A 23,563-nucleotide genomic window follows, 5' to 3' on the forward strand; every position below is an offset into this window, starting at 1 on the left:
CGGGTGATCTGCCTATTGTCTGGGCCTAACGAGATATAATTCCACAGGAAAAGTGGATGGGGCGGGCTCAGGCAGGATCAATGCTAGGATGCGGGGGTGCATGATGAGACCGACAAGCACGATCAGGCCGGTGCCGGGCCACCGGAGACCCGCCCTTCGGGGCATCGCCGCTTCGCCAGCTCTTCGGGGCCTCGCCGCTTCGGCGGCGTTCCTGATGGCCGCCGCCTCGGCCGAGGCGCAGACGGCCTCTCCGGTGGGCCAGCTCAACGACCAGACGCAGCCGCGCACCGATCCGGCCGTCGCCGCCAAGCCGGCGGACCCGGTCCGCGTCGGACCGCTGGCCCTCTGGGCCACCGAGATGGCGGCCCGCGGCATCACCTTCGACGTCAACATCTACGATTTCTACCAGGCCAACCCGACCATGGGCCTAAGGCCCGGCGAGCAGTCGAATTCGGCCTATTTCGTGCTGTCGATGACGGCCGACATGCAGAGGATCGCCGGCATCTCGGGCGGGACGATCAACTTCACCCAGACCTTCTTCGGCCTGGTGCGCAACCTGAACATGGCCGCCGACATCGGCGACACCACGGTCGGGTACCAGCCGCCCTACAACCCCAATTTCGCTCGACTGTCGCTGTTCACCTACCAGCAGAAGCTGCTCGACGACCGCCTCGTGGTCGAGGTCGGCCGCACCCATCCGGACCGATACTACGGCCTGCCGCCGTGCAACTCGATCAATTCCTGCTTCCAGGACATGTTCTACTTCAACGCCGGCTTCACCTCGCCGCTCTACGGCGTCTGGGGCGCCAACGTGGCCTACAAGCTCTCGCCGACCACCTACATCCAGGCGGGCGCCTTCAGCGTGAACCCCAACACCAACGGGCTGTCGGGCTACGACTTCGGCTACGAGCGCCTCGCCGGCGCGGTGGTGATGACCGAGATCGGCCGCAAGACCGATTTCACGCAGGAGGCCTATCCGGGCCGCGTCTCCCTGACCGGCTTCTACAACACCGCCGACCACGAGGATAACTTCAAGACGGCGCTCGGGCGCTCCAAGGGGCTGTTCCCCGGCGATCCGGTCCTGCAGAAATCCGGCACCTCGGGCGTGGTGCTGACCGCCTCGCAGACGGTGTGGCGTGCCGATGGCGGGCGCGAAGCCGACAACCCGCACCCGGCCTCGGTCTCGGTCTATACCGGCACCGGCTACGCCTTCGATCCCACCATCCCGATCCGGTTCAACTCCTTCGCCGGCATCCTGCTGCAATCGCCCGACCAGTCCCGGCCCAACGACACCTACGGGCTGAAGGCGAACTGGCAGCGGATCAACGCCAACTACGCCGACTTCCTGGCGGACGCGAACTTTATCTCGGGCGGTTCGGGCGCACCGTTCTCGCGCGACAAGTTCATCTTCGAGGCCAACGCCCACATCGACATCGGCGCCGGCGTGATTCTCGAGCCCGTGGTCCAGTACGTCGTCAATCCGAACTCGTTCTTCAATCCCTATACCGCCCGGCGCCCGAAGGACGGCGTCTACGGCGGCTTCACCCTCGTGGTTCCCCTCGGAACCCTCCTGGGTCTCGCGCCGGGCTGACGCCCGGGTGGGCTGACGCCCGGGCGGGCTGAGGCCCGGACAGGCTGAGGCCCGGACAGGCTTGGCCCGGACAGGCTTGGCCGGAGGGACCACGTCCCCCCGCGCGTGCCGCCCAACACGGCGGCACGCGCCCCATCTCAAGAAACCGGAGGATCGCGCCATGATGCACGGAGACATCTCGTCCAGCGCCGACAGCGTCGGCGTCGCCGTCGTGAACTACAAGATGCCCCGTCTGCACACGCGGGACGAGGTTCTGGCGAACGCCGCCAAGATCGGCGACATGGTCGTGGGCATGAAGTCCGGCCTGCCCGGCATGGACCTGGTGATCTTCCCCGAATACTCGACCCACGGGATCATGTACGACGCGGCCGAGATGTACGAGACCGCCACCTCGATCCCGGGGCCGGAGACCGACATCTTCGCCGCCGCCTGCCGCAAGGCGAAGGTCTGGGGCGTGTTCTCGCTCACCGGCGAGCGGCACGAGGAGCACCCGAAGAAGGCGCCCTACAACACCCTGATCCTGATGAACGACCAGGGCGAGATCGTGCAGAAGTACCGCAAGATCATGCCCTGGACTCCGATCGAGGGCTGGTATCCGGGCGACCGGACCTACGTCTCCGACGGCCCCAAGGGCCTGAAGATCAGCCTCATCATCTGCGACGACGGCAATTACCCGGAGATCTGGCGCGACTGCGCCATGCGGGGCGCCGAACTCATCATCCGCTGCCAGGGCTACATGTATCCGGCCAAGGAGCAGCAGGTCCTGATGTCGAAGGCGATGGCGTTCGCCAACAACACCTACGTGGCGGTGGCCAACGCCGCCGGGTTCGACGGCGTCTACAGCTATTTCGGCCACTCGGCGATCATCGGCTTCGACGGGCGGACGCTGGGCGAGTGCGGCGAGGAGGAGATGGGCATCCAGTACGCGGCCCTGTCGAAGTTCCTGATCCGCGATGCCCGCGCCCACGGGCAATCCGAGAACCACCTCTTCAAGCTGCTCCACCGTGGCTACACCGGCATGATCGCCTCGAAGGAGAACCGGCACGGCCTGTCGGAATGCCCCTACGACTTCTACCGCCGCTGGATCGAGGACCCCGACGGCACCCGCGACGCCGTGCGGGCCATCACCCGCCCGAGCGTCGGCACCGAGGAATGTCCGATCGAGGGCATCCCCTTCGTCGGCAAGGGCGAGGGTCCGCCCGATCCGGCCTGATCCGGCGCAAGCGCCCGCGTGATACCCGCAAGGGGGCCGGCTCCGCTTCGCGCGGAGCCGGCCTTTTTGCTGTGTGCCTCGACAGTGAAGGCATGAAAGCGCGCACAACCCCGTTGACACACGGAAAATATGTCGTAGTGTCGTCAACACACAAGCGGAATTGGACATGCCTACCACCACCCGATTCGCCGTCGCCGTCCATATCCTCGCCGCCCTGGCGGTGAGCGGCGGCAAGCCGCTCCGGTCCGAGGATCTCGCCTATTCCGTCAACACGGGCGCGGTGGTGATCCGGGGACTCCTGTCCCGTCTCGGAGAGGCGGGGCTGACCCGTTCGCAGATGGGGGCGGGCGGTGGAGCGCTGCTGGCCAGACCGGCCGAACGCATCCGTCTCCTCGACGTCTATGAGGCGGTGGAGGATACGGCGCTGTTCACCCTGCATCGAACGCCGCCCTGCGAGACCTGCGCGGTCGGTGGGCAGATTCAGGCCGCCTTGAGCCCGATCCTCGGGCGGGCTCGAGAGGCCCTGGAGGCGGAGTTGGCAAAGGTCACCGTCGCAGACGTCGCCGCCGAGGTGGCGCGACTCGGCAAGTTCACGATCCCCCTCACCTGGTAACCCTTCTTCGCCCTAAAGTGTAATCGCGTCGTCGACATAGTAACAGTCGAGATGGATGCGGTCGGCACCGAATGCGAACCGTTCACCGCGGGGGCGCGGACGGCTCGAAGACGCAAGCCCCCGGAATCAGGCTCCGGGCATCAAGCCCCGGCATCAACCTTTCACAACAGGAGTGACACCATGAGCATCGGCATTCTCGGTTCCGGCGGCCTCGGCTCCAACCTCGCGCGGGCCCTGGCCCGCAACGGCATCGCCGCCACCGTGGCGAACAGCCGGGGTCCGGCCTCGCTGGCGGACCTCGTCGCGGAACTCGGCCCCTGCATCAAGGCGGGCACCGTCGCCGAGGCGGCCAGCGCCGACATCGTCTTCGTCGCCGTGCGCTGGACCGACACCGAGGCCGTGCTGAGCCGCCTACCGGCCTGGAACAACCGCATCGTGGTCGACGGCACCAATCCGGTCGAGTTCCTCGACCCCAATTCGCCCGACGCCAACGATCCGGCCAACCCGCTGGCGGCCTACGGCATCAAGGCGGTCGATCTCGGCGGCCGCGCGTCGAGCAGCCTGATCCGCGCCCTCGTCCCCGGGGCGCGCGTGGTCAAGGCCTTCAACCACCTCGACGTCAACGCCCTGCCCCAGCCCCAACTCTCCGGCGGGCAGCGGGTGCTGTTCTATTCCGGCGACGACGCGGCCGCGAAGGCCGAGATCCGCGCGCTGATCGAGGCCATGCAGTTCTTCCCCGTCGATCTCGGCGCCCTCGACACCGGCGGCCCGCTGGCGGAACTGCCTTTCGGCCCCCTGGCGGCCATCAACTTCGTCAAAGTGTGAAGGCCACCGTCCCCTCGGGGATCGCCTGTCGGCCGCCGCCCTTCGGGGCGACGGCGTCGCCGGGGCGCGACCCACACGCCGTCCTCCGGCCCGTCCTCCACGTGATCCGGCTTCGCCAAGACACCGGCCTTGCGGCGACACCGGCCTCGCGAAAATGCCGGCCTCGCGAAAATGCCGGCCTCGCGGAGGCGTCGGGTCGGGCGCGGGTCGTCCTGTGGGCGTGCCGGGGATCGGTGCGGGCGTCGACCGGGATCGTCCGTCCGGTGTCGTGCCTGGATCGGCCGGGCACCAAGCCTTAACGCGGTCCCGCCTAAGGTTCGGTCTGGACCGCGAGACCCGATGCAGCGATGCCGTCACAGCAGGAGATCCGAGCTCTGACCGGGATTCGGGGCGCGGCCGCCATCCTGGTGGTCGTGTATCATTACCTGGCCCTGGGGGCGGGATCGGGCCTCGGCGGAGCCTTCATCAAGCACGGATACCTCGCCGTCGACCTGTTCTTCGTGCTCAGCGGTTTCGTGATGGCCCTGAGCCACGGCCGGGACTTTCCATCGGGATACGCGCTCGCGCCGTTCCGCCGCTTTCTGACGAAGCGCTTCGCCCGCATCTATCCGCTCTACATCGTCACCAGCTTCGCCTGCCTGGCGCTCTGGCTCGTCGATGGCTCCGTGCACGACCGGATCCCGGCGCCGTCCCTGTTGACGATCGTGTCGAATGTCGTGCTGGTCCAGTCCTGGGCCATCGGCGCGAGTCTCAACGGGCCGGGCTGGTCGATCAGCACCGAGTTCTTCGCCTACCTGATGTTTCCCGCCCTGGCCTTCGGCCTGCTGCACGGCCCCCGGCGCGCGATCCCGCCCTTCCTGGCGCTGGCGGCCGCCCTGCTGTGGATCCTCGGCCGGCTGCCGAATCAGGCCGTCCACCAGGATTTCCGCTTCGGCCCGCTGGATCTGTATATCGGCGAGACCGCCTATCCCCTGCTGCGCTGCCTGGTCGGTTTCAGCCTCGGGCTCGTCGCCTGGCGGCTGACGAGCCTCCCGGTGTGCCGGCGCGTCATGGCGTGGCGGGGCACCGGCGACACCCTGGTGCTGTGCGTGCTGCTGCTGATGGCGGTTCCGAGCAGCGACCTGATCCTGATCCTGCTGTTCCCGGCCCTGATCATGGCGTTGGCGACGGGGACGAGCCTGTCCGCCCACATCCTGGCGCTGGCGCCGATCCACCGGCTCGGGGTTCTATCCTACTCAATCTACCTGGTGCATTTCCCGATCCTCACCCACCTGGAGCCCCGGCTCGCGGCGCTGTTCGAGGGCGCGCAGGTGGCGCATCCGCACCTGATGTCGGCCGCGATCCTGATCCCCGTGACCGTGCTCCTGTCGCTGGCCACCTTTCGGTTCGTGGAGAAGCCCGGTCGCCGTCTGTTCCGCGCGGCGCCGGCCGATGGCCCGGACGCGGCGCCGGTGGTGGTCTCCGGCGCGCGGCCTTAGGGCTCTAGCCGCCCGGCGGGGTCAGGCGAAGCCCGCGAGGTGGCGCAGGGCCGCCGCATGCAACTCCCCATTGGCCGCGGCGACCACGCGGCCATCGAAATCCGGGGTGAGCGGACGCCCGGCCCAATCGGTCATCACGCCGCCGGCGCCCTCCACCACGGGGGCGAGCGCCATCACGTCGTAGACCTTCAGGCCGGCTTCCACCACGAGGTCGCAATGGCCGGAGGCGAGAAGCCCGTAGGCGTAGCAGTCGCCGCCGAAGCGTCGCATCCCCACGGCGGCGCTCAAGGATGCGAAGGCGTCCGCATCGGTGCCCTGGAACAGGTCCGGCGAGGTGGCGAACAAGCGAGCCTCCCGCAGCGACCGCCGGCTGGTGCGGATCGGCTTGCCGCCGAACCAGGCGCCCGTGCCGTTGCCGTGCCAGCGCTCGGCCAGCGCCGGCATGTCGATCAGACCCAGGAGCGGCCGCCCGTCCCGCACCAGGGCGATCAGGGTGCCGAACAGCGGCATCCCGGTGATGAAGCTCTGGGTTCCGTCGATCGGATCGACCACCCAGGTCAGGTCGCGCGAGAAGTCGCCGCCCTCCTCCTCGCCCAGGATGCCGTGATCCGGATAGGCCAGCCGGATCTCGGCGCGCAGGCGGGCCTCGATGCCCCGATCCGCCTCGGTGACCGGGCTGGTGTCGGCCTTGGTCGAGACCGCGAGCGGCGTGCGGAAATGCCGGCGCGCCAGGGGCCGCACGGTGTTGGCGAGGTGATGAGCGAAGGCCATCAACCCGTCGGCGCTGGCGTCGAAGGTCACCGGCGCGGTGGAGGTCGGAATCATGGCGGGGGCCTTGCTGGAAGGGGGCCTTGCTGGAAGGGGGAATTGCGGGAAAGGGGGAATTGCGGGAAAGGGGGCATCCGGAACCGGACGGAGGCGCCCTGGGCGGAGCCGCTCACAGCAGCCTCAGCCAGCGCGGCCAGTCGGGATGGTGGAACAGGGTCCGGGCCCGCGACAGCTTCCAGGTCCCGTACTTGTAATAGTCGAAGTCGAGGGTCGAGACGCTGTCCTGGATCATCGCCCAGGTCGCCCATTTGAGATCGCCGAGCGCCTTCAACACCTGGGTGCGGGCGGCGACCCCGACATCCCAACGGCCCCAATAGGCCTCGATCATCTCGCGCTCGACATCGGCCGGGAAGGCCATCTCGTCGAACCACAGGGCAAGCTCGTAGGCGCGCTCGTTGTTGGAGGCGTATTCGAAGTCCACCAAGCGGACCTGATCCGCGGCGTCGAGCATGAAGTTGCCGGCGAGCGTGTCGTTCATGCAGGGCACGAGGTCGAGGCCGGAGGCGAGGAGCGCGGCCTTGGCCTCGCCGTAGCGGCGCATCAGGAAGGCCGTATCCTGGGGCACCCGGCCGCCGACCGTATCCACCTGGCGGACATGCTCCTCGATCATGTCGAAGATCGTCTTGGTCAGGGTCAGGGCCGGAGAATCGTTAAAGGCACGCAGCGCCCGCACCGCGTTGTGACGCACGCCGGGGCGCAGGAAATCGAGGTTCGAGGAGGCGCGGAAGCTTTCCAGGAAGGCGAAGATCTCGACGCCGTCCTCGGGCAGGTAGTCGAGCACCGCCACGCCGAAGCCGCAGGCTTCCGCCCGCCGGCTCGCCTCGTGAGCGGCGGCCCGGGTGATGAACATCTCTGTCCCGCGCCCCGGCACCTTGAGGAAGACGTCCGCACCCGCCTCGTCTCCCGCTCCGCTCCCCGCTTGGACACGCCAGTTGGTGTTGCTGATGCCGCCGGAGACCGGCCGGTAGCGCAGGGGCGCGTCCGCCCAGCCGGGAATTCGGGCGAGGATCGCCTCCAGAGCCTGCTCGGGCGGACTCGCGCCCTCGCCCCTGCGTGTCCAGCTCATCGCCCCCTCCTCACGCCGGGCTCCGGCCCGTCACCCGCCCGATCCGTCACAGCCGGCGCAGCCAGAGTTCGAAATCGCGCGCCGCCATGGTGGTGCGCGCGTGCAGCAGGCGCCACTGGCCGTACTTGAAGAATTCGATGCCGGGCCGGCGCGACGTGATCGCCCGGGTGATGCCCCACAGGCCCCACATCAGGTCGTCGACCGCACCGTAGAGGCGGCAGCGGTGAAACAACGCCTCGGTGCAGCGGCCGGCATAGATCTCGATCGCCTGCCGGCGCTCGGCCTCGAACACGTAGGCTTCGTTGAGCAGCGATCCGATCTCGAACCAGGGATCGTAATCGCCGGCGAGGTCGAAATCGACCAGGCGGACGCCGTCCGGCGCCAGGCCGCCCCCGGGCCGGTGAAGCAGCATGAGATTCGAGGCCGTGCCGTCGTTGCGGCAGAACGCCCGGTCGAAGCCGGCCGCGCGGATCGCCGCCCGGATCAGGTCGGCGCTCGCCAGCAGGCCGTCGAGATCGTCCGGCAGCGGCGCGGCGCAGGCCCTGGCCTCCGCCGCCAGGGCTGCGATCCGGTCGAACGGGCAGAAGGCCTGGCCGAGGGGCTCGGCCCCGTGCAGCCGGCGCAGGGCGCCGAGCACCTGCGCCATGGTATCCCCGTCCTGCAGATCGCCGACCCGGGCGTACGCCCAGGGCTCGGGCAGGTCGGCGAGGATGATCGTCCCCTCGGCCTGCGCCAGCACCGCCGGCCCGAGCCCGAGGGCGCCGGCCTTCCGGGTCGCCTCGGGCATGGCCGGTAGCACGTCGGTGGCCATGTCGGCGTGGCGCACCTTCAGGAAGACCGGTCCGGTTCCCTCCAGCCACACCCGCGCACAGTCCGAGGCGACCGCCCGGTGGGTCGGGGAGGCGAGAGGGGGGGCCGCACAGGCGATGCGGGTCGTCCTGGCCTGCCAGTCCGGCATCCGCCCCAGGGCTGCCGCGATCCGATCTTCGAAAGCCGGTTCGGGAGACGTCATCCTGCATGCTCCGGTCGGGCGGCCCGGACGGGATCGCCACCGCTTCGGCACAGGCGGTCGGCCGCCTCCCGCATCAGCGCCAGGCCGGCGGCGAGATCCGCCGGGTCGGTGGCCTCGGCCTCGTTGTGGGCGATGCCGCCGATGCTCGGGACGAAGACCAGCCCGGTCGGGCAGATCCCGAGGAAGCTCAGGGCATCGTGCCCCGCTACGGTGTCCATCCGCAGGGCCCCGAGCCCCCGGGCTTCGGCGCAGACCGCGACCAGGTCGCAGACCGCCTCCGGCATGGCCCGGATCGGACGCTCGTTCCGGGCGAGGATCGTCAGGCCGGTTCCGGCCCGCGCCGCCGCGGCGTCGAGGAGCCGGTCGGCCCTCCGCCCGGCCTCGGCCAGGACCGTGTCGTCGGCGGATCGCAACTCGACCGAGAGTTCGACGCGTGCCGGCACCACGTTGGCCGAATTGGGTGTGACCGCGACGCGACCCACCGCCGTATACAGCAGCCCCGGCCACGCATCGGCCAGCGCCCGGATCTCCGCGATGGCATAGGCGGCGGCGAGCAGCGCATCGCGCCGAACCTCCATCCGGCCCGGACCGGTATGGGCCTGGACCCCGAGGAACGCGGCCTCGATCTTGGTCGCTCCCCAGTTCCGGGTGACGATGCCGATGGTCCGTCCCGTCTCCTCGAGGACGGTCCCCTGCTCCACATGCACCTCGAGGTAGCAGGCCGGACGCGGAGGGGGCGCATCGCCGCCGCGATAGCCGATCGCATCCAACGCCTCGCTCAAGGTGGTGCCGGATTCGTCCCGGCAGGACAAAGCCTCGGCGACGGCGTGCCGCCCGAGATAGGTGCCGCTGCCGAGGAGGCTCGGCCGGAAGCGCGCGCCCTCCTCGTTGGTCCAGTTCACGACGCAGAAATCGGCGGTGAAGCGCCGGCCCGCGCGCCGCGCCCGCATCAGCCCCGCACCGACGCACAGGGCGGCGGCGACGCCGTAGGTGCCGTCCAGGCGGCCGGCGAGGCTCTGACTGTCGAGGTGGGAGCCCATCAAGACCAGCGGCGCATCCGCCTGATCCGCCAGCGAGAACAGTCCGAACTGGTTGCCCACCGCATCGACGCGCAGGTTGCCGCCGGCGGCGCGAACCTCGTCTCCGAAGATGTCGCGTGCCGCACCGTCCTCGGGGCTGGCGCAGAGCCGGGTCACCCCACCGCCGGGCGTGGCGCCGCAGGCCGAGAACCGGGCGAGCAGCTCTTCGAGACGTTGCGGCCCGTCGACCTCAGGTGTGAAGGACCTCAATGTCATGCCGGGCGAACGCATCCTGGAATGCCTCCGGCGGCGGCTTGTCCGTGACGACGCTCAGCGTCTCGCGCAGCCCGAAGGTGCAGAGATTGGCCTGGCGCCCGAACTTGCGCGAATCGGCGAGCAGGACGGCGCGGCGCGATTGGGCCCTTAGGGTACGCCGCAGGACTGACTCGTGCTCCTCGTAATCCATCCAGCCGTGATCGAGGTCGCAGGCGGCGATCCCCATGAAGGCGATGTCGAAGAAGTAGCGTTGGGCGTAGGCCACCGTCTCGTAGCCCACCAGCGCGTTGTCGTTGCTCCGCAGGGTACCGGGCGTCAGGTTGACCCGCGCCGGGCCTCCGCCGAGATGCAGTGCGACATCGACGGAGTTGGTGGTCACCGTCAGATTGCGCCCCGTCAGCCGGCGCGCCAGCGCCAGCGTGGTGGTGCCGGTATCGATGAAGATCGACATACCGTCGAGCACCAGGGCCTCGGCCACCACGGCTACGCGTCCCTTCTCGCGGGTGTTGAGCTTGCCGCGCTCCTGCAGCGGGCGTTCCTGGTCCAGCCGGGGCGGAACGGCCCCCCCGTGGATGCGCCGGAGCAGGCCACGCTCCTCCAGCATCTTCAGGTCGCGCCGGATGGTCTCCTCCGAGACCTTCAGGAACAGGGCCACATCCGCGACACCGACCCGGCCCATCCCATGGACGCGGGACAGGATTTCCTGGTGGCGATGATCCGTCAGCATGCTCGATGGCCGTCCTACCGTCGTCCCGATGATAGCGGTGATCCATGCCTGCGGTCGCGCGGGAATGTAGGGGCGGGACGCGGTATCCCGTGCTCGTTTGCGTTGTAGTGCAACCGAGCGGCCCGGAAACGCTCGGGCCAGCCTTCCGCATAGGTGTGCCGGATCGGTCAGAACCCACACCCACCGGGTATCTCCCTGGAGCCCAGCGGTCCGGTCGGACGATCGAGGATCGCGCAGAAATCATGGGACTATCTACGCCGGTCCTGATCGACAGCGTCAATCTGGATTTTTTGGTTTTTGTGGGATTTGTGGTTTAGGTGCTTAAAATCGCGGCGCTCTGCTCGCGATCTAGGCAGGCCTGCCCACGGGATATTCCAGGTCTCTGCGCCTACGCAGAAACGCGTATGGCCTTGCCGGCCCCGGCCCCGCACGAACGTGCGATTCCACTTTAACGCCGGCGAGGATGCATGGCTGCGATCACCGATCTCTATCGCTACCCCGTCAAGGGCCTCTCGCCCGAACCCCTCACGGCAATGTCCTTGAGCGCCGCGCACGGTCTGCCGTTCGACCGCGTCTATGCCTTGGCGCTGGGCACGACGGCGTTCGATCCGGAGCGGCCGGAACCCCTCGACAAGGGGGCTTTCCTGATGCTGCGCAACAACGAGGCACTGGCGGCCCTGCGGACGCGCGTCGATCCCGAAACGCATCGCCTGACGATTGAGCGCGCAGCGCATCCGTCTTTCAGCGCAGACCTGTCCACGCCGGAGGGCCGCGTGGACACGGAGGCCTATTTCGCGGCGTATCTCGGGGCGGCAACCAAGGGGCCTCCGCGCGTGGTACGAGCGGATGGCCACAAGTTCACCGATGCGAGCGTGCTGTCGCCGGTGATGATGCGCGCCGTCTCGGTGATCAACCTCGCTTCGGTCCGAGTCCTGGAGGCTGCAACCGGCCGGACCCTGGACCCGCTGCGTTTTCGCGGCAACATCCACCTCGAAGGCTTGGAGCCCTGGGTTGAGCTGAACTGGGTCGACCGCCCGGTGCGGATCGGGGGCGTCCGCTTCCGCGGGCTCGCGCGCACACCCCGCTGCGCGGCCGTCAACGTGAATCCGGTCACCGCCGAGCGCGACGCCAACCTGCCGCGGGCGATCCGCCAGCATTTCGGGCATGTCGACCTCGGCGTATATCTGGAGGTGCTGAACGACGGAGACCTGCAGATCGGTGACGTCGTGACGGTCTGATACGAACCTCCGCCTACGGCGGAGGGCATGAGGCAGATCGCGCCGGGTGCTTCAGCCGATGAGGGCGGGGGCGCGCCGGTGATGCGTCGCCTGTTCGTAGTCGTAGGCGTAGCCGAGGAGGTCAGCCTCGCTCCACATCCGGCCGACGAAAATCAGGTTGAACGGCGCGCCAGAGGCGTAGAAGCCGGCCGGTACCGTCACGCCGGGCAGGCCCGCGATATTGATCTCGCACACCGTGGTCTCGTTGATCGCCTGCCCGCTGTGAAGGGGCGGGAGTTCGTCGCGCATCTGTGGGAAGACGAGGCCATCGAGGGCGTTCGCCTCGAGGACCGCGTCGAAGATCGCCAGGTAGGCTTCGCGCAGGGTGAGGAAGGCCGAGAGATCGGGCGGAGTGGTCGGGTGGGCGAGGATCGGCGCGAAGGCCGGAATGGCGTGCAGATGGCGCAGAACGCCGTTCGGGCCGAAGGCATCCTCGTCCTTCGTCGCATCGGCGAAGGCCTCGACGCTGCGGAGGGCGGCGCTGGGACCGAGGCGCTGGAGGTAGAGGTGCAGATCGTAGGGCACCGATTCCATGCCGCGCGCATCGAAGTGGTTCAGGCCCGGGGTCGGACGAGCGAGCGCGGCAAAGCCGGTCTCCGCGAAGGGATCGGCCACCAGGGTGGCGCCGCGCGCGGCTATCTCTCCTTGCGCGCGCGCATAGAGGTCCGTCGCCTCGGCCGAGAGCGGCAGGTCGCGCCAGCCCGGTCCGTACAGGCCGAGGCGCCTGCCTCTCAGCGCTTCAGTATCGAGGCGCGACGTGTAGCCACCCTTCGGCCGCTTGCCGATGCCCGCCACGGTCTTGGGGTCGGCGGGGGTGTAGCCGGCCAGCACGTCGAGGGTGAGTGCGGCGTCGCGGACGCAGCGGGCGATCGGGCCGACCACGTCGCGGGTGCTGCCGGCGAGCGGCACGACGCCGGCATTGGGCACCAGGGCGAAGGTCGGCTTGATCCCGACCAGCCCTTGCGCCGAGGCGGGGTTCTGGATCGACCCGCCGGTCTCCTCGGCGAGGCCCAGCACCGCGAGGCTGGCGCCGACGGCCGTCGCCGTCCCGGCACTGCTGCCGCCGGGCAGGCTCCCGGGGGCGGCCGAGTTCAGGGTCGGGCCGGCCCAGCTGTCATTGGCGTGGCTGCCGGTGGCGCTCAGCACCGGCACGTTGGTCTTGCCGAGCATGACGCAGCCGGCGGCTCGCATCCGCGCCACCACGGGCGCGTCGGTTTCCGGGATGAGATCGACCCCGCCGGCCCGGGCGCTGAGACAGCGCCAGCCCGCAGTCGTCGGCAGCCCCGCCATGTCCATCGGGTCCTTGATCACCACGGGTACTCCCGCCAGGGGACCCAGCGCCTCGCCGGCGGCGCGACGCGCGTCGATGGCCCGGGCATCGGACAGGGCGTCCGGGTTCATGATGATGAGGGCATTGTAGCGTGGATTGTGGGTCGCGATGCGGTCGAGGAAGGCCAGCGTCAACGCCTCGGCGCTGACGCCGCTGGCGAAGGCTTCGGCCGCATCGGCCAGTGTCATCTCGATCACGTCGAAGGGAGCGGGTGTCTTGGCATCCATGCCGGATGTCTCCTGTGGCGGAAGAGGCAGCGGTCCAAGGCAGATGGGCAGGCCTCAGGCCATGCCCAGGAACTCGTCGATCATCGTCCGGTCGCGGGCGATGTCGGGCGGCACCTCGCGGGTGATGCGGCCCTTCTGGAGGATGAGCACGCGCTGCGAGAGCGAGGCGATGAAGTTCAGGTTCTGCTCCACCAGCAGTACCGTGAGTCCGCGCTGCCGACCGATCGCCTGCAGCGTCTCGATGATCTCTTCGATGATCGAGGGCTGAATGCCTTCCGTGGGCTCGTCCAGGAGGATGATGCGGGGCGATCCGCACAGGCAGCGGGCCAGCGCCAGCAATTGCTGCTCGCCCCCCGAGAGGGCGCCGCCCGGCCGGTCGAGATAGGCGTTCAGGCGGGGAAAGAGGGTCAGGATGTCGATGATCGTGGCGTCCTCCTTCTCCGGACCGAGAAGGCACCCCATCCGCAGATTCTCGTGGACGCTGAGCGCCGGAAAGATCTCGCGCCCCTGCGGCACGTAGCCGATTCCGGCTCGGGCTCTGGCCGTTGGCGAGAGGCGCGTGATGTCGCGCCCATCGAAGGTGATCGATCCGGCGGTGGCGGGCAGGTTGCCGGTGAGCGTCCGCAGCAGGGTCGACTTGCCCATGCCGTTATGGCCGAGGATGCCGACGAATTCGGCCTCGCCGACATGCAGCGAGACGCCGCCGAGGATCGGAATGCGGCCGTAGCCGGCATGCAGGTCGTGGACGTTCAGGAGCGGAGCGGTCATGCGGCCTGCTTGCCCAGGTAGACGTCGCGGACGCGGGTGTCGGCCAGCACGGCGTCAACATCCCCCTCCATCAGGATCCGGCCCTGGTTGAACACCGTCACGGTCTTGGCGATCATTCGGATGAAGGGCATGTCGTGCTCCACCACGATGACCGCGTGGGTCCGGTTGATCTCGCGGATCAGGGCGGCGGTGCGCTCGACCTCCTCCTTGGTCATCCCGGCGGCGGGTTCGTCGAGGAGGATCAGCTCGGGTTCCTGGGCCAGCACCATGGCGATCTCGACCCATTGGCGCTGGCCGTGGGCGAGCTGGCCGACGAGGCGCGTGGCGATCTCGGTGAGCTTCAGGCGGGTCAGCGTCTCCTCGACGATGGCGCGGGTGCGCGCGAGGGACTTCTTGCGGCCGGCGGCGACGAACACGTTCTCGCGCACCGAGAGGCCGTTGAAGACGTTGGGCACCTGCGTCTTGATGCCGACCCCAAGGCGCGCGATCTCGTGCGGGTGCGCGGCTGTGATGTCGGTGTCGCGGAGGTGGATTCTGCCCGCGCTGGCGGTCAGCTGACCGGTGAGCATCTTGAAGAAGGTGCTCTTTCCCGCGCCGTTCGGGCCGATTAGGCAGCGCAGCTCGACCTCGCCGAGAACGAAGTCGACCGCGTTGACGGCGGTCACGCCACCGAAGCGCATGGTGGCGCCCTTCGCTTCCAGCAGGGGGCGGATGGGGTTCGGCGTCGGCGCCATGCTCATCGGTGGACCTCCCCGGCAAGCGCCGCACCCGGAGCCGGTCCGATCGGCTTGGTCCTCAGTCGTCGTCCGGTCAGAGAGGCGCCGGCGCGTTGGAGGAGGTTGCGGGCGACCGGGACCAGCCCCTGCGGGATGAGCAGCACGAAGATGACGAGAATGACGCCCAGGCCGAGATTGGAATCGATGACGCTCTGGGAGCCGGCCTCGATGGTCAGCCACTGGATCAGGACCGCCCCGAGGATCGGCCCCAGGAGGGTGCCGAGCCCACCCACGAGCACGAAGATGATGACCTGGGCCGACATGGTCAGGCCGAACACCGTGGGGCTGATGAAGCCGCCCCAGTTGGCGAAGAGGCAGCCGGCGAGGCCCGCGATGCCGGCCGAGATCATGAAGGCGAGGAGCTTGTAGAGTCGCGGGTCGTAGCCGATGAGCTGCGCCCGCGTCTCGTTCTCGCGGATCGCCACGACGACCCGGCCGAACCGACTCGCCAGGATGGCGCGCAGGACCATGTAGACGACGATCAGGCTGCCCATTGCGGCGTACCAGATGCCTTCCGGATCAAGCTGGTTTCCCGCGTCGCCCGGCAGGTTCAGGGCGGGAATGGCCGGGATGCCGTTGAAACCCCCGAGCTCAGCCTCTCCGATCCGGTACTGGCTGCCCGAGGTGGTGTTCACGAGCTGGAACAGGATGACCGAGACCGTCAGGGTGATCACCCCGATATAGGCGTCCGAGATCCGGCCGTAGAACATGAAGTAGCCGAGCAGTCCCGCGAACAGCATCGGCACCACGATGGCGAGCAGGACCGGCAGGGTCGAGTCGCCCAGGTTCAGGACCGCGATGGCATAGGCGTAGCCTCCGAGCCCCAGGAAGGCGGCCTGTCCGAACGACATCACGCCGCCATAGCCCCAGATGAAGCCTTGGCTGAGGGCGAACATCGCCAGGGCCACGAAGCTCGTCATCTGCACGAGGCCGAAGGTGTCGAGGACGTGCGGTGCGCCGAAGAGGATAACGGCACCCGACGCGACCATGGCGAGGAAGCTCAGGGCCGCCGGACGAGCCAGGGCGCGGAGCGGCGACGGGGGACGGGTCATAGGCTGCGCCTCAGGTAGCGGCCGGTGATCCCCTGGGGCAGCACCCGGATGAGCAGGACTGCGGCGACCAGAAGGGCCACATCGCCGATGACGGGGGTGGTCTTGAACGAGACGAGTTCGTTGATGAACCCGAACAGGGTGGATGCGAGCCCCGTGCCGGTGATGATCGCCGGGCCGCCGCCCAGCACGGTGATGAAGGCGCGCGAGATGTAGGCCGCCCCCATGGCCGGGGAGATGCCGGAGATCGGTGCGAGCACGCCGCCGGCGAGACCGGCGAGGCCCGCCCCGAGGGCGAAGGTCGCCATGTAGATCCGGTCCGGCGAGACCCCCAGGGAAGCGGCCATCCGCGGGTTCTGCATGGTGGCGCGCAGGATCAGCCCGAACTTCGTGAGGCGCAGCAGCAGGTACAATCCGGCCAGCGCCGCGCAGGCCACCGCCACGATGACCAGGCTGTAGAGGCTCGCGCCGTAGCGTCCGATCTCGAAGCTGCCGACCGGCGTGGACACGCCCCGAACGACGTTGCCGTAGACCGACGTCACGAGGCCGATGAGCCCGAGGCTGATGCCCCAGGTCGCTAGCATCGTGTCCATCATGCGCCCGTAGAGAAAGCGGATGACGGTGCGCTCGAGGACAAGGCCGATGAGACCGACCACCAGGGGCGGCAGCACAAGCATGGCGACCCAGATGTTGAGGCCGGCATCGGTGGCGGCGACCGCTGTGTAAGCCCCGAGCATCATGAACTCGCCATGGGCGAGGTTGATGATCCGCATCATGCCGTAGATCACCCCCAGGCCGAGGGTGATCAGCGCCAGCGTAGCGATGCCCGCCAGGACGTTGAAGGATAAAAGGCCGACGAGATCGGGCGCCATGCTCGGCTCTCAACCCTTGAGGTCAGGGGTAAATTGCTTGTTGATCTTCGGATTCTTCAGGAGGTCGCAGGCGCCGGCCGTGTCGGCGGGAAACTGCTCCGGGAAGCTCGCGAGAATCTCCCACTTCTTGTCCTTCGGCCGGGCCAGGTAGGTGTTGCGGATGGTGTGATGGGTCGCCCCGTCCATGGTCACCTTGCCGGTCGGCCCCTCGTAGGAGATGCCGGATTCAAGGGCGGCGAGGACCTTGTCGCGGTCGAGGGAGCCGGCCTTCTTCACGCCCTCGGCCCAGAGCATGATGCCGTCATAGGTGGCGGTGTCGAGTTCACTGAGATCCGTGACATCGGCGCCGAACTTCGCCTGCATGCCCTTCACGAATTCGACGCTCCGGGCGTCCGGCAGGTCGTTATACCAGCCGTAGCAGGTGACGATGCCGTTGGTGGTCGAGGCATCCATGGTGGTGAGTTCGTCGCCCAGCCCGAAGACCGAGCTGGCGACGGGAATCCGGCTCTTCATGCCGGCAGCGTCCCATTGACGGTAGAAACCCGAATGGTTGGCGCCGACCAGGGCCGAGAGCACGAGGTCCGGCTGGGCCTGCTGGATCCGGCTGATCGCGGAGGAGAAGTTCGTCACGTCGAGGGGGAAGAAGTCGGTGCCGGCGACCGACCCGCCACCCTCGTTCATGAACTTCGTCATCCAACTCGCGGTGATGTGCCCGTAATTGTAATCCGCCGCGATGATGTAAGCCTTCTTGCCCCAGGTCTTGAGCGCGTAGTCGACGAGGTGGTTGACCGTCTGGGCCGGAGTGGTTCCCGTGCAGAAGACGTTGCGGTCGCAGACGCCGCCCTCGTACTGGGTGTTGTAGAAGTACAGGGTCTTGGAACGACCGAAAATCGGCCGGATGGCCTCGCGCGACGCCGAGGTGATGCCGCCTTGGATGACGTCGACCTTCTCTTTCAACGCCAGCTGCTGGGCGTACTGGGTGTAGAGCTGCATGCTCGACTGCGTATCGTAGGCAAAGATCTTGATCGGCCGACCCAGTAGGCCGCCAGCCTTGTTGATCAGGTCCACCGCGTATTCGGTGGTCTCGATCATCCGCTTGCCTTCCAGGCCGAGGGCGCCGCTGCCGTCGAGGAGGCTCCCGAGCTTGATCGGCTCACCGGCGGCGAGGCCGTTGCGCGCGAAGAACGGCATGGCCACCGCGCTTGCGGCAGCGGCGGTCCCCAGCTTGAGCGCGCCACGTCGGCTGATCGTCGAATGGGTCATGCGTACGCGCTCCATGGCATTGCGGCCGGGAGGGCTCGTCCGCCGGGCGGCGTCGGGACCCCTCGAAATCCGACATGGCAAGACCAATGCCAACAAATCCCACAGATCGGTCATTCGGACGAAGGAACGGATGGATTGCCGCCCGCATGTTCAGATCGGACAAACCGGCGCCATCAGTGCCGCCTCGAAAGCCACAAACCGCGCACGACCGATGCCCCCAGCCCCAGCGCGTCGCCCCGCTTTGCATCGAGCGCCGATCGCACCCGGCTCCGCCTTATCGGCAAGAGCCATACCGTTGCGGCCCCGATCACCGTTGCCGGTTCGGGAGCGCGGCGTGCGCAAACCAGCACTCGCGTGGGTCGTTCGGTCGGCCTAGCCTATGGGTCCGTTCCCGCTCTCATCCGATCGTCCCATGCCCGAATGTCTCGTCTTCCGCGTGCCGACGCGGCATCCCGCCGATGTCTCGGGTGTGATGGACCTCATCGCGTCTGGAGCCCTCGCGGCGTCGGAGATCGTTGCGATCTTCGGCAAGACCGAGGGCAACGGCTGCGTCAACGATTTCACTCGCCAGCTCGCCGTGATGGCGCTGGAAACCGCTCTGGCCGGCGCCATCGGCTGCTCGCCGGACGATGTCGGCGCGCGTATCGCCCTGGTGATGTCGGGTGGGACGGAGGGCGGCCTGTCCCCTCACCTGCTGGTTCTCGGCCGTCGCGGCGATGCCCCGATCCCCGGTGCGACGGCGCTCGCCGTCGGTACCGCCTTCACCGCCGATTTTCGGCCCGAGGAGATCGGCCGCATGGCGCAAGTGCGGGCGACGGCCGATGCTGTCGCTCTGGCCATGGCCCGGGCCGGGATCGACGGTCCCAACGACGTCCATTTCGTCCAGGTTAAATGCCCGCTCCTCACCAGTGCGCGCATTCAGGCCGCCGCGGCGCGCGGCCATGACGTCGCCACCCACGACACCTATGCGTCGATGGGGCTGTCGCGCGGCGCCTCGGCGCTCGGTATCGCGCTCGCCCTCGGCGAGGTGGCGGCCGAACATCTGTCGGACGCGGTCATCGGCGTGCGGCCGGACCTATTTTCAGGCCGTGCCAGCGCCTCGGCCGGCATCGAGCTGATGCGCAACGAGATCATCGTCCTCGGCAACGCCTTGGGTTGGGCCGGCCCTTACGCCATCGCCCACCGGGTCATGCGCGACGGCATCGATGTCTCTGCGATTCTCGGCGTGCTGGCGGATCTCGGGGTCGGCGCTGCGGGCCAACTGAGTTCCGAGGATTCCGAGCGCGTCGTCGCCCTGTTGGCGAAGGCCGAACCCTCACGGGACGGGCTGATCCGCGGGCGGCGCCACATCATGAACGATGACAGCGACATCAACGCCACGCGGCACGCCCGCGCCCTCGTGGGTGGGGTTGCCGCCGCTGCGATCGGGCGGACCGACCTCTTCGTCTCGGGCGGCGCCGAGCACCAGGGCCCGGATGGCGGCGGGCCGGTGGCGATCATCGCCCGCGTGAGGACCTGAGACATGCCCGCGTTCGACCTCGCCATCCGGGGCGGCACCCTGGTCACCGCCACCGACACGTTTCGCGCGGATCTCGGCATCCGCGATGGGCGCATCGCGGCGGTGGCCGAGCGCATCACCGATGCGGCCCGCTCCCTCGACGCCTCCGGCCTCCTCGTCTTGCCCGGCGGCATCGACAGCCACGTCCACATCGCCCAGGCATCCGGCCCCGGTATCGTCATGGCGGACGATTTCGCCTCGGCGACCCGGGCGGCGGCGGCCGGCGGCAACACCTGCGTGATGCCGTTCGCGCTTCAGCCGCGCGGTGCATCGCTGCGGGAGGCGACGCACGCCTACCGGGCGCTGGCGGAAGGGCAGTGTCACATCGACGTGGCCATTCACCTCATCGTCTCGGACCCGACCCCCGCGGTGCTGGGGCAGGAGCTGCCAGCCCTGATCGCCGAGGGCTACACGTCTTTCAAGGTCTTCATGACCTATGACGACCTCGTCCTGAACGACCGCCAGATCCTCGACGTCTTCGACCTCGCCCGTCGCGAGGGCGCGCGCGTCATGGTCCACGCGGAGGGCTACGACGCCATCCGGTACATGACCGAGCGGCTCGAGAAGGCCGGTGAGACCCGCCCCTTCGGCCATGCCTTGTCCCGGCCGCAACTGGTCGAGCGCGAGGCGGCGCATCGAGCGATCGCCCATGCCGAACTCGTCGACCTGCCGATCGTCATCGTCCACGTCTCAGGCGAGCAGGCGATGGAGCAGATTGCCTGGGCCCGGGGGCGCGGCCTGAAGGTCCACGCCGAGACCTGTCCGCAGTACCTGACGCTGACGGCCGACCACATGAAGGGTCTCGGCTCCGACGACCCGATGGAGGGGGCAAAATACGTGTGCTCGCCGCCCCCGCGCGAGGCCTCCAACCAGGCGGCGATCTGGCGCGGCATCCAGTCCGGCCTGTTCGACGTGGTCTCGTCCGACCATTGCCCATTCCGCTACGACGATCCGGCCGGCAAGTTGACCGCGAAGGGCCGGACCTCCTTCCGCTACGTGCCGAACGGCATCCCGGGTATCGAAACCCGCTTGCCCATCCTGTTTTCGGAGGGGGTCTCGGCCGGCCGCATCTCCCTCAACCGCTTCGTGGAACTGACCGCCACGAACCATGCCAAGCTGTACGGTCTCTACCCGCGCAAAGGCTCGATCGGCGTCGGGTTCGATGCCGACCTGACGCTGTGGGACCCGAACCGCCGCGAGACGATCCGGCAGGCCAACCTCCACCATCATTCGGACTACACGCCCTGGGAGGGCTTCGCGGTGACGGGCTGGCCAGTGATGACCATCGCGCGCGGCGAAATCATCGCCGAGGATGGGCGGATCACCGGCGCTTTCGGGCGAGGCCGGGTGATCGACCGGGCTGTTCAATCCGCGCCGTTGTCCTGATCGAGCGCCGCGACATCCGGGGCGAATCAGATAGCGTCTGGCCCGCGGCTTGCTGGACACGCATCGGGAGGCCAACATGGACGTCGAGCTGATCTGCCTGACCAAGCGCTACGGCAACACCGTTGCGGTGGATGGCATAGACCTGAAGGTCCGTTCGGGCGCCTATTGCTGCCTGCTCGGCCCCTCCGGCTGTGGCAAGACCACGACCCTGCGGATGATCGGCGGCCACGAGACCGTGTCCGGCGGCGACGTGGTCATCGGTCCGCGCGCCGTCGGCGATGCCACGCCGGCCGAGCGGGGCACAGCGATGATGTTCCAGAGCTACGCCCTGTTCCCCCACCTCAATTGCCGCGACAACGTCGCCTTCAGCCTGAAGATGCGGGGCGTCGCCAAGGCCGAGCGCCGCGCCAAGGCGCTGGCGATGCTGGACCTCGTGCAGATGGCGCATCTGGCCGAACGTCTGCCGGCCCAGCTCTCCGGTGGCCAGCAGCAGCGCGTGGCCCTCGCCCGCGCGCTGGTCACCGGACCCAAGGTTCTGCTCCTCGACGAACCCCTGTCGGCCCTCGATCCGTTCCTGCGCGTGCGGATGCGGACCGAGCTCAAGCGGCTACAGGCCGAACTCGGGATCACCTTCATCCACGTCACCCACAGCCAGGAGGAGGCGATGGCCCTCTCCGACATCGTGGTTGTGATGAATGGCGGGCGCATCGAGCAGGCGGCGGCCCCGCGCGACGTGTTCGAGCGCCCCGCCACCGCCTTCGTCGCCCGCTTCATCGGCGGCCACAACATCATCCGCCTGCCCGACGCGACCGAGGTCGCCGTGCGCGCCGACCGGATGCGCCTCGGTCCGGAGGCCGGTCCGGAGGCTGTGCCGGCCCGCGTCGTCTCGGTCGAGTATCAGGGCACCAGCGTGCATGTGGGCTTCGAGGCGGACGGGGTCGGGGGGACCGGCGCCACGCCGCTCACGGCCGTCATCGACGATGCGGCCTATGCTGGGCACCCCCTCGCCCTCGGCCAGACCGTTCCGCTCGGCTGGGATGCCGATGCCGCCCACCGGTTGGGTGCCTGACCCGATCTCCGTTCCGTAGAGGACCCTGCATGACGACCACGATCAAGCTGAGCCGCCGCACCCTCCTCCAGGGTGCGGGTGCCACCGGACTGGCGCTCGGTGCCGGTCCGATCACGGGCTTTCCCAACGTGATCGCCGCCGAGCCGGTGACCCTGCGCTACCTCGGCACCGCCGTGAACCAGTCCGGCGACATCGCCCGGAAGGTGAAGGAGGATCTAGGGATCACCATCGAGTACATCCCCGTCGTCACCGACGAGGTGACGAAACGCGTGGTGACGCAGCCGAACTCCTTCGACCTGCTGGATACCGAATTCTTCAGCCTGAAGAAGCTGATCCCGTCGGGCAACATCCAGGGCATGGATGCCCGCCGGATCAAGCAGGCCGACAACATCACGCCCGTCTTCACCAAGGGAGAAGTCGCAGGCAAAAAGATTGGCGACCAGGGTACGGCCCCCAAGAAGGTATTCTACCTCGAGGGACAAAATTCGAAGAATTTCGCCGGTTCGGCCACCGAGTGGATCACGCTGATCCCGACCACCTACAACGCCGACACGCTGGGCATCCGACCCGACCTGATCAAGCGCCCGATCTCGAGCTGGAAGGAACTTCTGAACCCCGAGTTCAAGGGCAAGGCCTCGATCCTCAACATCCCGTCCATCGGCATCATGGACGCCGCCATGGTGATCGAGGCGACCGGCGATTACACCTATCCCGACAAGGGCAACATGACGAAGGCCGAGATCGATCGCACCATCAAGGTGCTGATCGAGGCCAAGCGCGCCGGTCAGTTCCGCGCTTTCTGGCAGGACTTCAACGAATCCGTGAACCTGATGGCGTCGGGCGAGACGGTGATCCAGTCGATGTGGTCGCCCGCCGTCACCAAGGTGCGCTCCCAGGGCGTGGCCTGCACCTACCAGCCTCTCAAGGAGGGCTACCGCGCCTGGGCCACGGGTTTCGGCCTGCCCAAGACTCTGACCGGCCGCAAGCTCGACGCCGCCTACGACTTCATCAACTGGTTCCTGTCCGGCTGGGCCGGCGCCTACCTCAACCGCCAGGGCTATTACTCGGCGGTGCTGGAGACCGCCAAGGCGAACATGGAACCCTACGAGTGGGCCTACTGGATGGAGGGGAAGCCCGCCGAGAAGGACATCAAGGGGCCGGATGGCAGCGTGCTGGAGAAGGCCGGCGCCACCCGCGACGGCGGCTCCTTCGAGACCCGTATGGGCTCGGTCGCCTGCTGGAACGCCGTCATGGACGAGAACACCTACATGGTCCGCAAGTGGAACGAGTTCATCGCCGCGTGAGCGGGGCGTGTGACGTTGCTCTCTCCCGCCTGCTCC

Annotated in this window: 21 protein-coding genes; 10 read left to right on the forward strand and 11 right to left on the reverse strand. The window is 68.3% G+C overall.

Going from position 1 to position 23,563, the window contains the following annotated elements; translation table 11 throughout:
- Nucleotides 1-214: 214 nt before the first annotated feature.
- The 5 genes from ASF60_RS09950 (at nucleotide 215) to ASF60_RS09970 (ending at nucleotide 5,720) form a co-directional block, all read left to right on the forward strand.
- Complete coding sequence (locus tag ASF60_RS09950) at nucleotides 215-1,591, forward strand: carbohydrate porin (RefSeq protein ID WP_156634002.1); 1,377 nt, start codon at nucleotides 215-217, stop codon at nucleotides 1,589-1,591.
- A gap of 160 nt (nucleotides 1,592-1,751) precedes the next feature.
- Nucleotides 1,752-2,804, forward strand: coding sequence for an aliphatic amidase (locus tag ASF60_RS09955; RefSeq protein ID WP_056183914.1), 1,053 nt, complete (start codon nucleotides 1,752-1,754; stop codon nucleotides 2,802-2,804).
- Between the two features lie 166 nt (nucleotides 2,805-2,970).
- Nucleotides 2,971-3,417 (forward strand): Rrf2 family transcriptional regulator, encoded by a 447-nt coding sequence (locus tag ASF60_RS09960; RefSeq protein ID WP_056184331.1) that lies wholly within the window; start codon nucleotides 2,971-2,973, stop codon nucleotides 3,415-3,417.
- Between the two features lie 180 nt (nucleotides 3,418-3,597).
- Entirely contained in the window at nucleotides 3,598-4,242 is a 645-nt protein-coding gene (locus ASF60_RS09965) for an NADPH-dependent F420 reductase (RefSeq protein WP_056183917.1), read from the forward strand.
- Between the two features lie 347 nt (nucleotides 4,243-4,589).
- Nucleotides 4,590-5,720 carry an acyltransferase family protein gene (locus ASF60_RS09970; protein ID WP_056183918.1) on the forward strand — a complete coding sequence of 377 codons (1,131 nt, stop codon included), beginning with the start codon at nucleotides 4,590-4,592 and terminating at the stop codon, nucleotides 5,718-5,720.
- Nucleotides 5,721-5,741: 21 nt separating this feature from the next.
- On the opposite strand, the gene ASF60_RS09975 is transcribed toward ASF60_RS09970, so the two are convergent.
- The 5 genes from ASF60_RS09975 to ASF60_RS09995 all read right to left on the reverse strand — a co-directional run bounded on the left by ASF60_RS09975 (nucleotide 5,742) and on the right by ASF60_RS09995 (nucleotide 10,648).
- The gene (locus ASF60_RS09975; RefSeq protein ID WP_056183921.1) at nucleotides 5,742-6,545 is read right to left on the reverse strand and encodes an inositol monophosphatase family protein; all 804 of its coding nucleotides are present in this window, start codon (nucleotides 6,543-6,545) and stop codon (nucleotides 5,742-5,744) included.
- Between the two features lie 112 nt (nucleotides 6,546-6,657).
- Nucleotides 6,658-7,614: a phosphotransferase gene (locus ASF60_RS09980; protein WP_056183923.1), complete on the reverse strand. Its 957-nt coding sequence runs from the start codon at nucleotides 7,612-7,614 to the stop codon at nucleotides 6,658-6,660.
- Between the two features lie 46 nt (nucleotides 7,615-7,660).
- Entirely contained in the window at nucleotides 7,661-8,626 is a 966-nt protein-coding gene (locus tag ASF60_RS09985; RefSeq protein WP_056183925.1) for a phosphotransferase family protein, read from the reverse strand.
- A complete protein-coding gene (locus ASF60_RS09990) occupies nucleotides 8,623-9,921 on the reverse strand; it encodes a Zn-dependent hydrolase (protein WP_056183927.1) in 1,299 nt (432 codons plus the stop codon). The genes ASF60_RS09985 and ASF60_RS09990 overlap by 4 nt, the downstream gene beginning before the upstream one ends.
- Entirely contained in the window at nucleotides 9,896-10,648 is a 753-nt protein-coding gene (locus ASF60_RS09995; RefSeq protein WP_056183929.1) for a DeoR/GlpR family DNA-binding transcription regulator, read from the reverse strand. Before ASF60_RS09995 ends, ASF60_RS09990 begins: the two co-directional genes overlap by 26 nt.
- A gap of 467 nt (nucleotides 10,649-11,115) precedes the next feature.
- Between ASF60_RS09995 and ASF60_RS10000 the strand changes: the two genes are divergently transcribed.
- Nucleotides 11,116-11,886, forward strand: a complete 771-nt coding sequence (locus tag ASF60_RS10000; protein WP_056183931.1) for an MOSC domain-containing protein — start codon at nucleotides 11,116-11,118, stop codon at nucleotides 11,884-11,886.
- Nucleotides 11,887-11,937: 51 nt separating this feature from the next.
- On the opposite strand, the gene ASF60_RS10005 is transcribed toward ASF60_RS10000, so the two are convergent.
- The 6 genes from ASF60_RS10005 to ASF60_RS10030 are packed head-to-tail and all read right to left on the reverse strand — an operon-like array spanning nucleotide 11,938 to nucleotide 18,210.
- Nucleotides 11,938-13,482 carry an amidase gene (locus tag ASF60_RS10005; protein WP_056183933.1) on the reverse strand — a complete coding sequence of 515 codons (1,545 nt, stop codon included), beginning with the start codon at nucleotides 13,480-13,482 and terminating at the stop codon, nucleotides 11,938-11,940.
- Between the two features lie 54 nt (nucleotides 13,483-13,536).
- Nucleotides 13,537-14,250 carry an ABC transporter ATP-binding protein gene (locus ASF60_RS10010; protein WP_056183936.1) on the reverse strand — a complete coding sequence of 238 codons (714 nt, stop codon included), beginning with the start codon at nucleotides 14,248-14,250 and terminating at the stop codon, nucleotides 13,537-13,539.
- Nucleotides 14,247-14,990 (reverse strand): ATP-binding cassette domain-containing protein, encoded by a 744-nt coding sequence (locus ASF60_RS10015; RefSeq protein WP_082507844.1) that lies wholly within the window; start codon nucleotides 14,988-14,990, stop codon nucleotides 14,247-14,249. The genes ASF60_RS10010 and ASF60_RS10015 overlap by 4 nt, the downstream gene beginning before the upstream one ends.
- Nucleotides 14,987-16,078: an ABC transporter permease subunit gene (locus ASF60_RS10020; RefSeq protein WP_056183939.1), complete on the reverse strand. Its 1,092-nt coding sequence runs from the start codon at nucleotides 16,076-16,078 to the stop codon at nucleotides 14,987-14,989. The genes ASF60_RS10015 and ASF60_RS10020 overlap by 4 nt, the downstream gene beginning before the upstream one ends.
- Nucleotides 16,075-16,947 (reverse strand): branched-chain amino acid ABC transporter permease, encoded by an 873-nt coding sequence (locus ASF60_RS10025; RefSeq protein ID WP_056183941.1) that lies wholly within the window; start codon nucleotides 16,945-16,947, stop codon nucleotides 16,075-16,077. Before ASF60_RS10025 ends, ASF60_RS10020 begins: the two co-directional genes overlap by 4 nt.
- 9 nt (nucleotides 16,948-16,956) lie before the next feature.
- Nucleotides 16,957-18,210 carry an urea ABC transporter substrate-binding protein gene (locus tag ASF60_RS10030; RefSeq protein ID WP_056183943.1) on the reverse strand — a complete coding sequence of 418 codons (1,254 nt, stop codon included), beginning with the start codon at nucleotides 18,208-18,210 and terminating at the stop codon, nucleotides 16,957-16,959.
- A 412-nt stretch (nucleotides 18,211-18,622) separates the two neighbouring features.
- Between ASF60_RS10030 and ASF60_RS10035 the strand changes: the two genes are divergently transcribed.
- The 4 genes from ASF60_RS10035 to ASF60_RS10050 all read left to right on the forward strand — a co-directional run bounded on the left by ASF60_RS10035 (nucleotide 18,623) and on the right by ASF60_RS10050 (nucleotide 23,527).
- Complete coding sequence (locus ASF60_RS10035) at nucleotides 18,623-19,729, forward strand: ring-opening amidohydrolase (RefSeq protein WP_056183945.1); 1,107 nt, start codon at nucleotides 18,623-18,625, stop codon at nucleotides 19,727-19,729.
- A 3-nt stretch (nucleotides 19,730-19,732) separates the two neighbouring features.
- The gene (gene hydA, locus ASF60_RS10040; protein ID WP_056183948.1) at nucleotides 19,733-21,154 is read left to right on the forward strand and encodes a dihydropyrimidinase; all 1,422 of its coding nucleotides are present in this window, start codon (nucleotides 19,733-19,735) and stop codon (nucleotides 21,152-21,154) included.
- Between the two features lie 76 nt (nucleotides 21,155-21,230).
- A complete protein-coding gene (locus ASF60_RS10045; RefSeq protein ID WP_056184333.1) occupies nucleotides 21,231-22,223 on the forward strand; it encodes an ABC transporter ATP-binding protein in 993 nt (330 codons plus the stop codon).
- 29 nt (nucleotides 22,224-22,252) lie between these two features.
- The gene (locus tag ASF60_RS10050; RefSeq protein WP_056183949.1) at nucleotides 22,253-23,527 is read left to right on the forward strand and encodes an ABC transporter substrate-binding protein; all 1,275 of its coding nucleotides are present in this window, start codon (nucleotides 22,253-22,255) and stop codon (nucleotides 23,525-23,527) included.
- Nucleotides 23,528-23,563 lie beyond the last annotated feature (36 nt).

Source organism: Methylobacterium sp. Leaf113 (assembly GCF_001423325.1).
Lineage (GTDB): Bacteria > Pseudomonadota > Alphaproteobacteria > Rhizobiales > Beijerinckiaceae > Methylobacterium.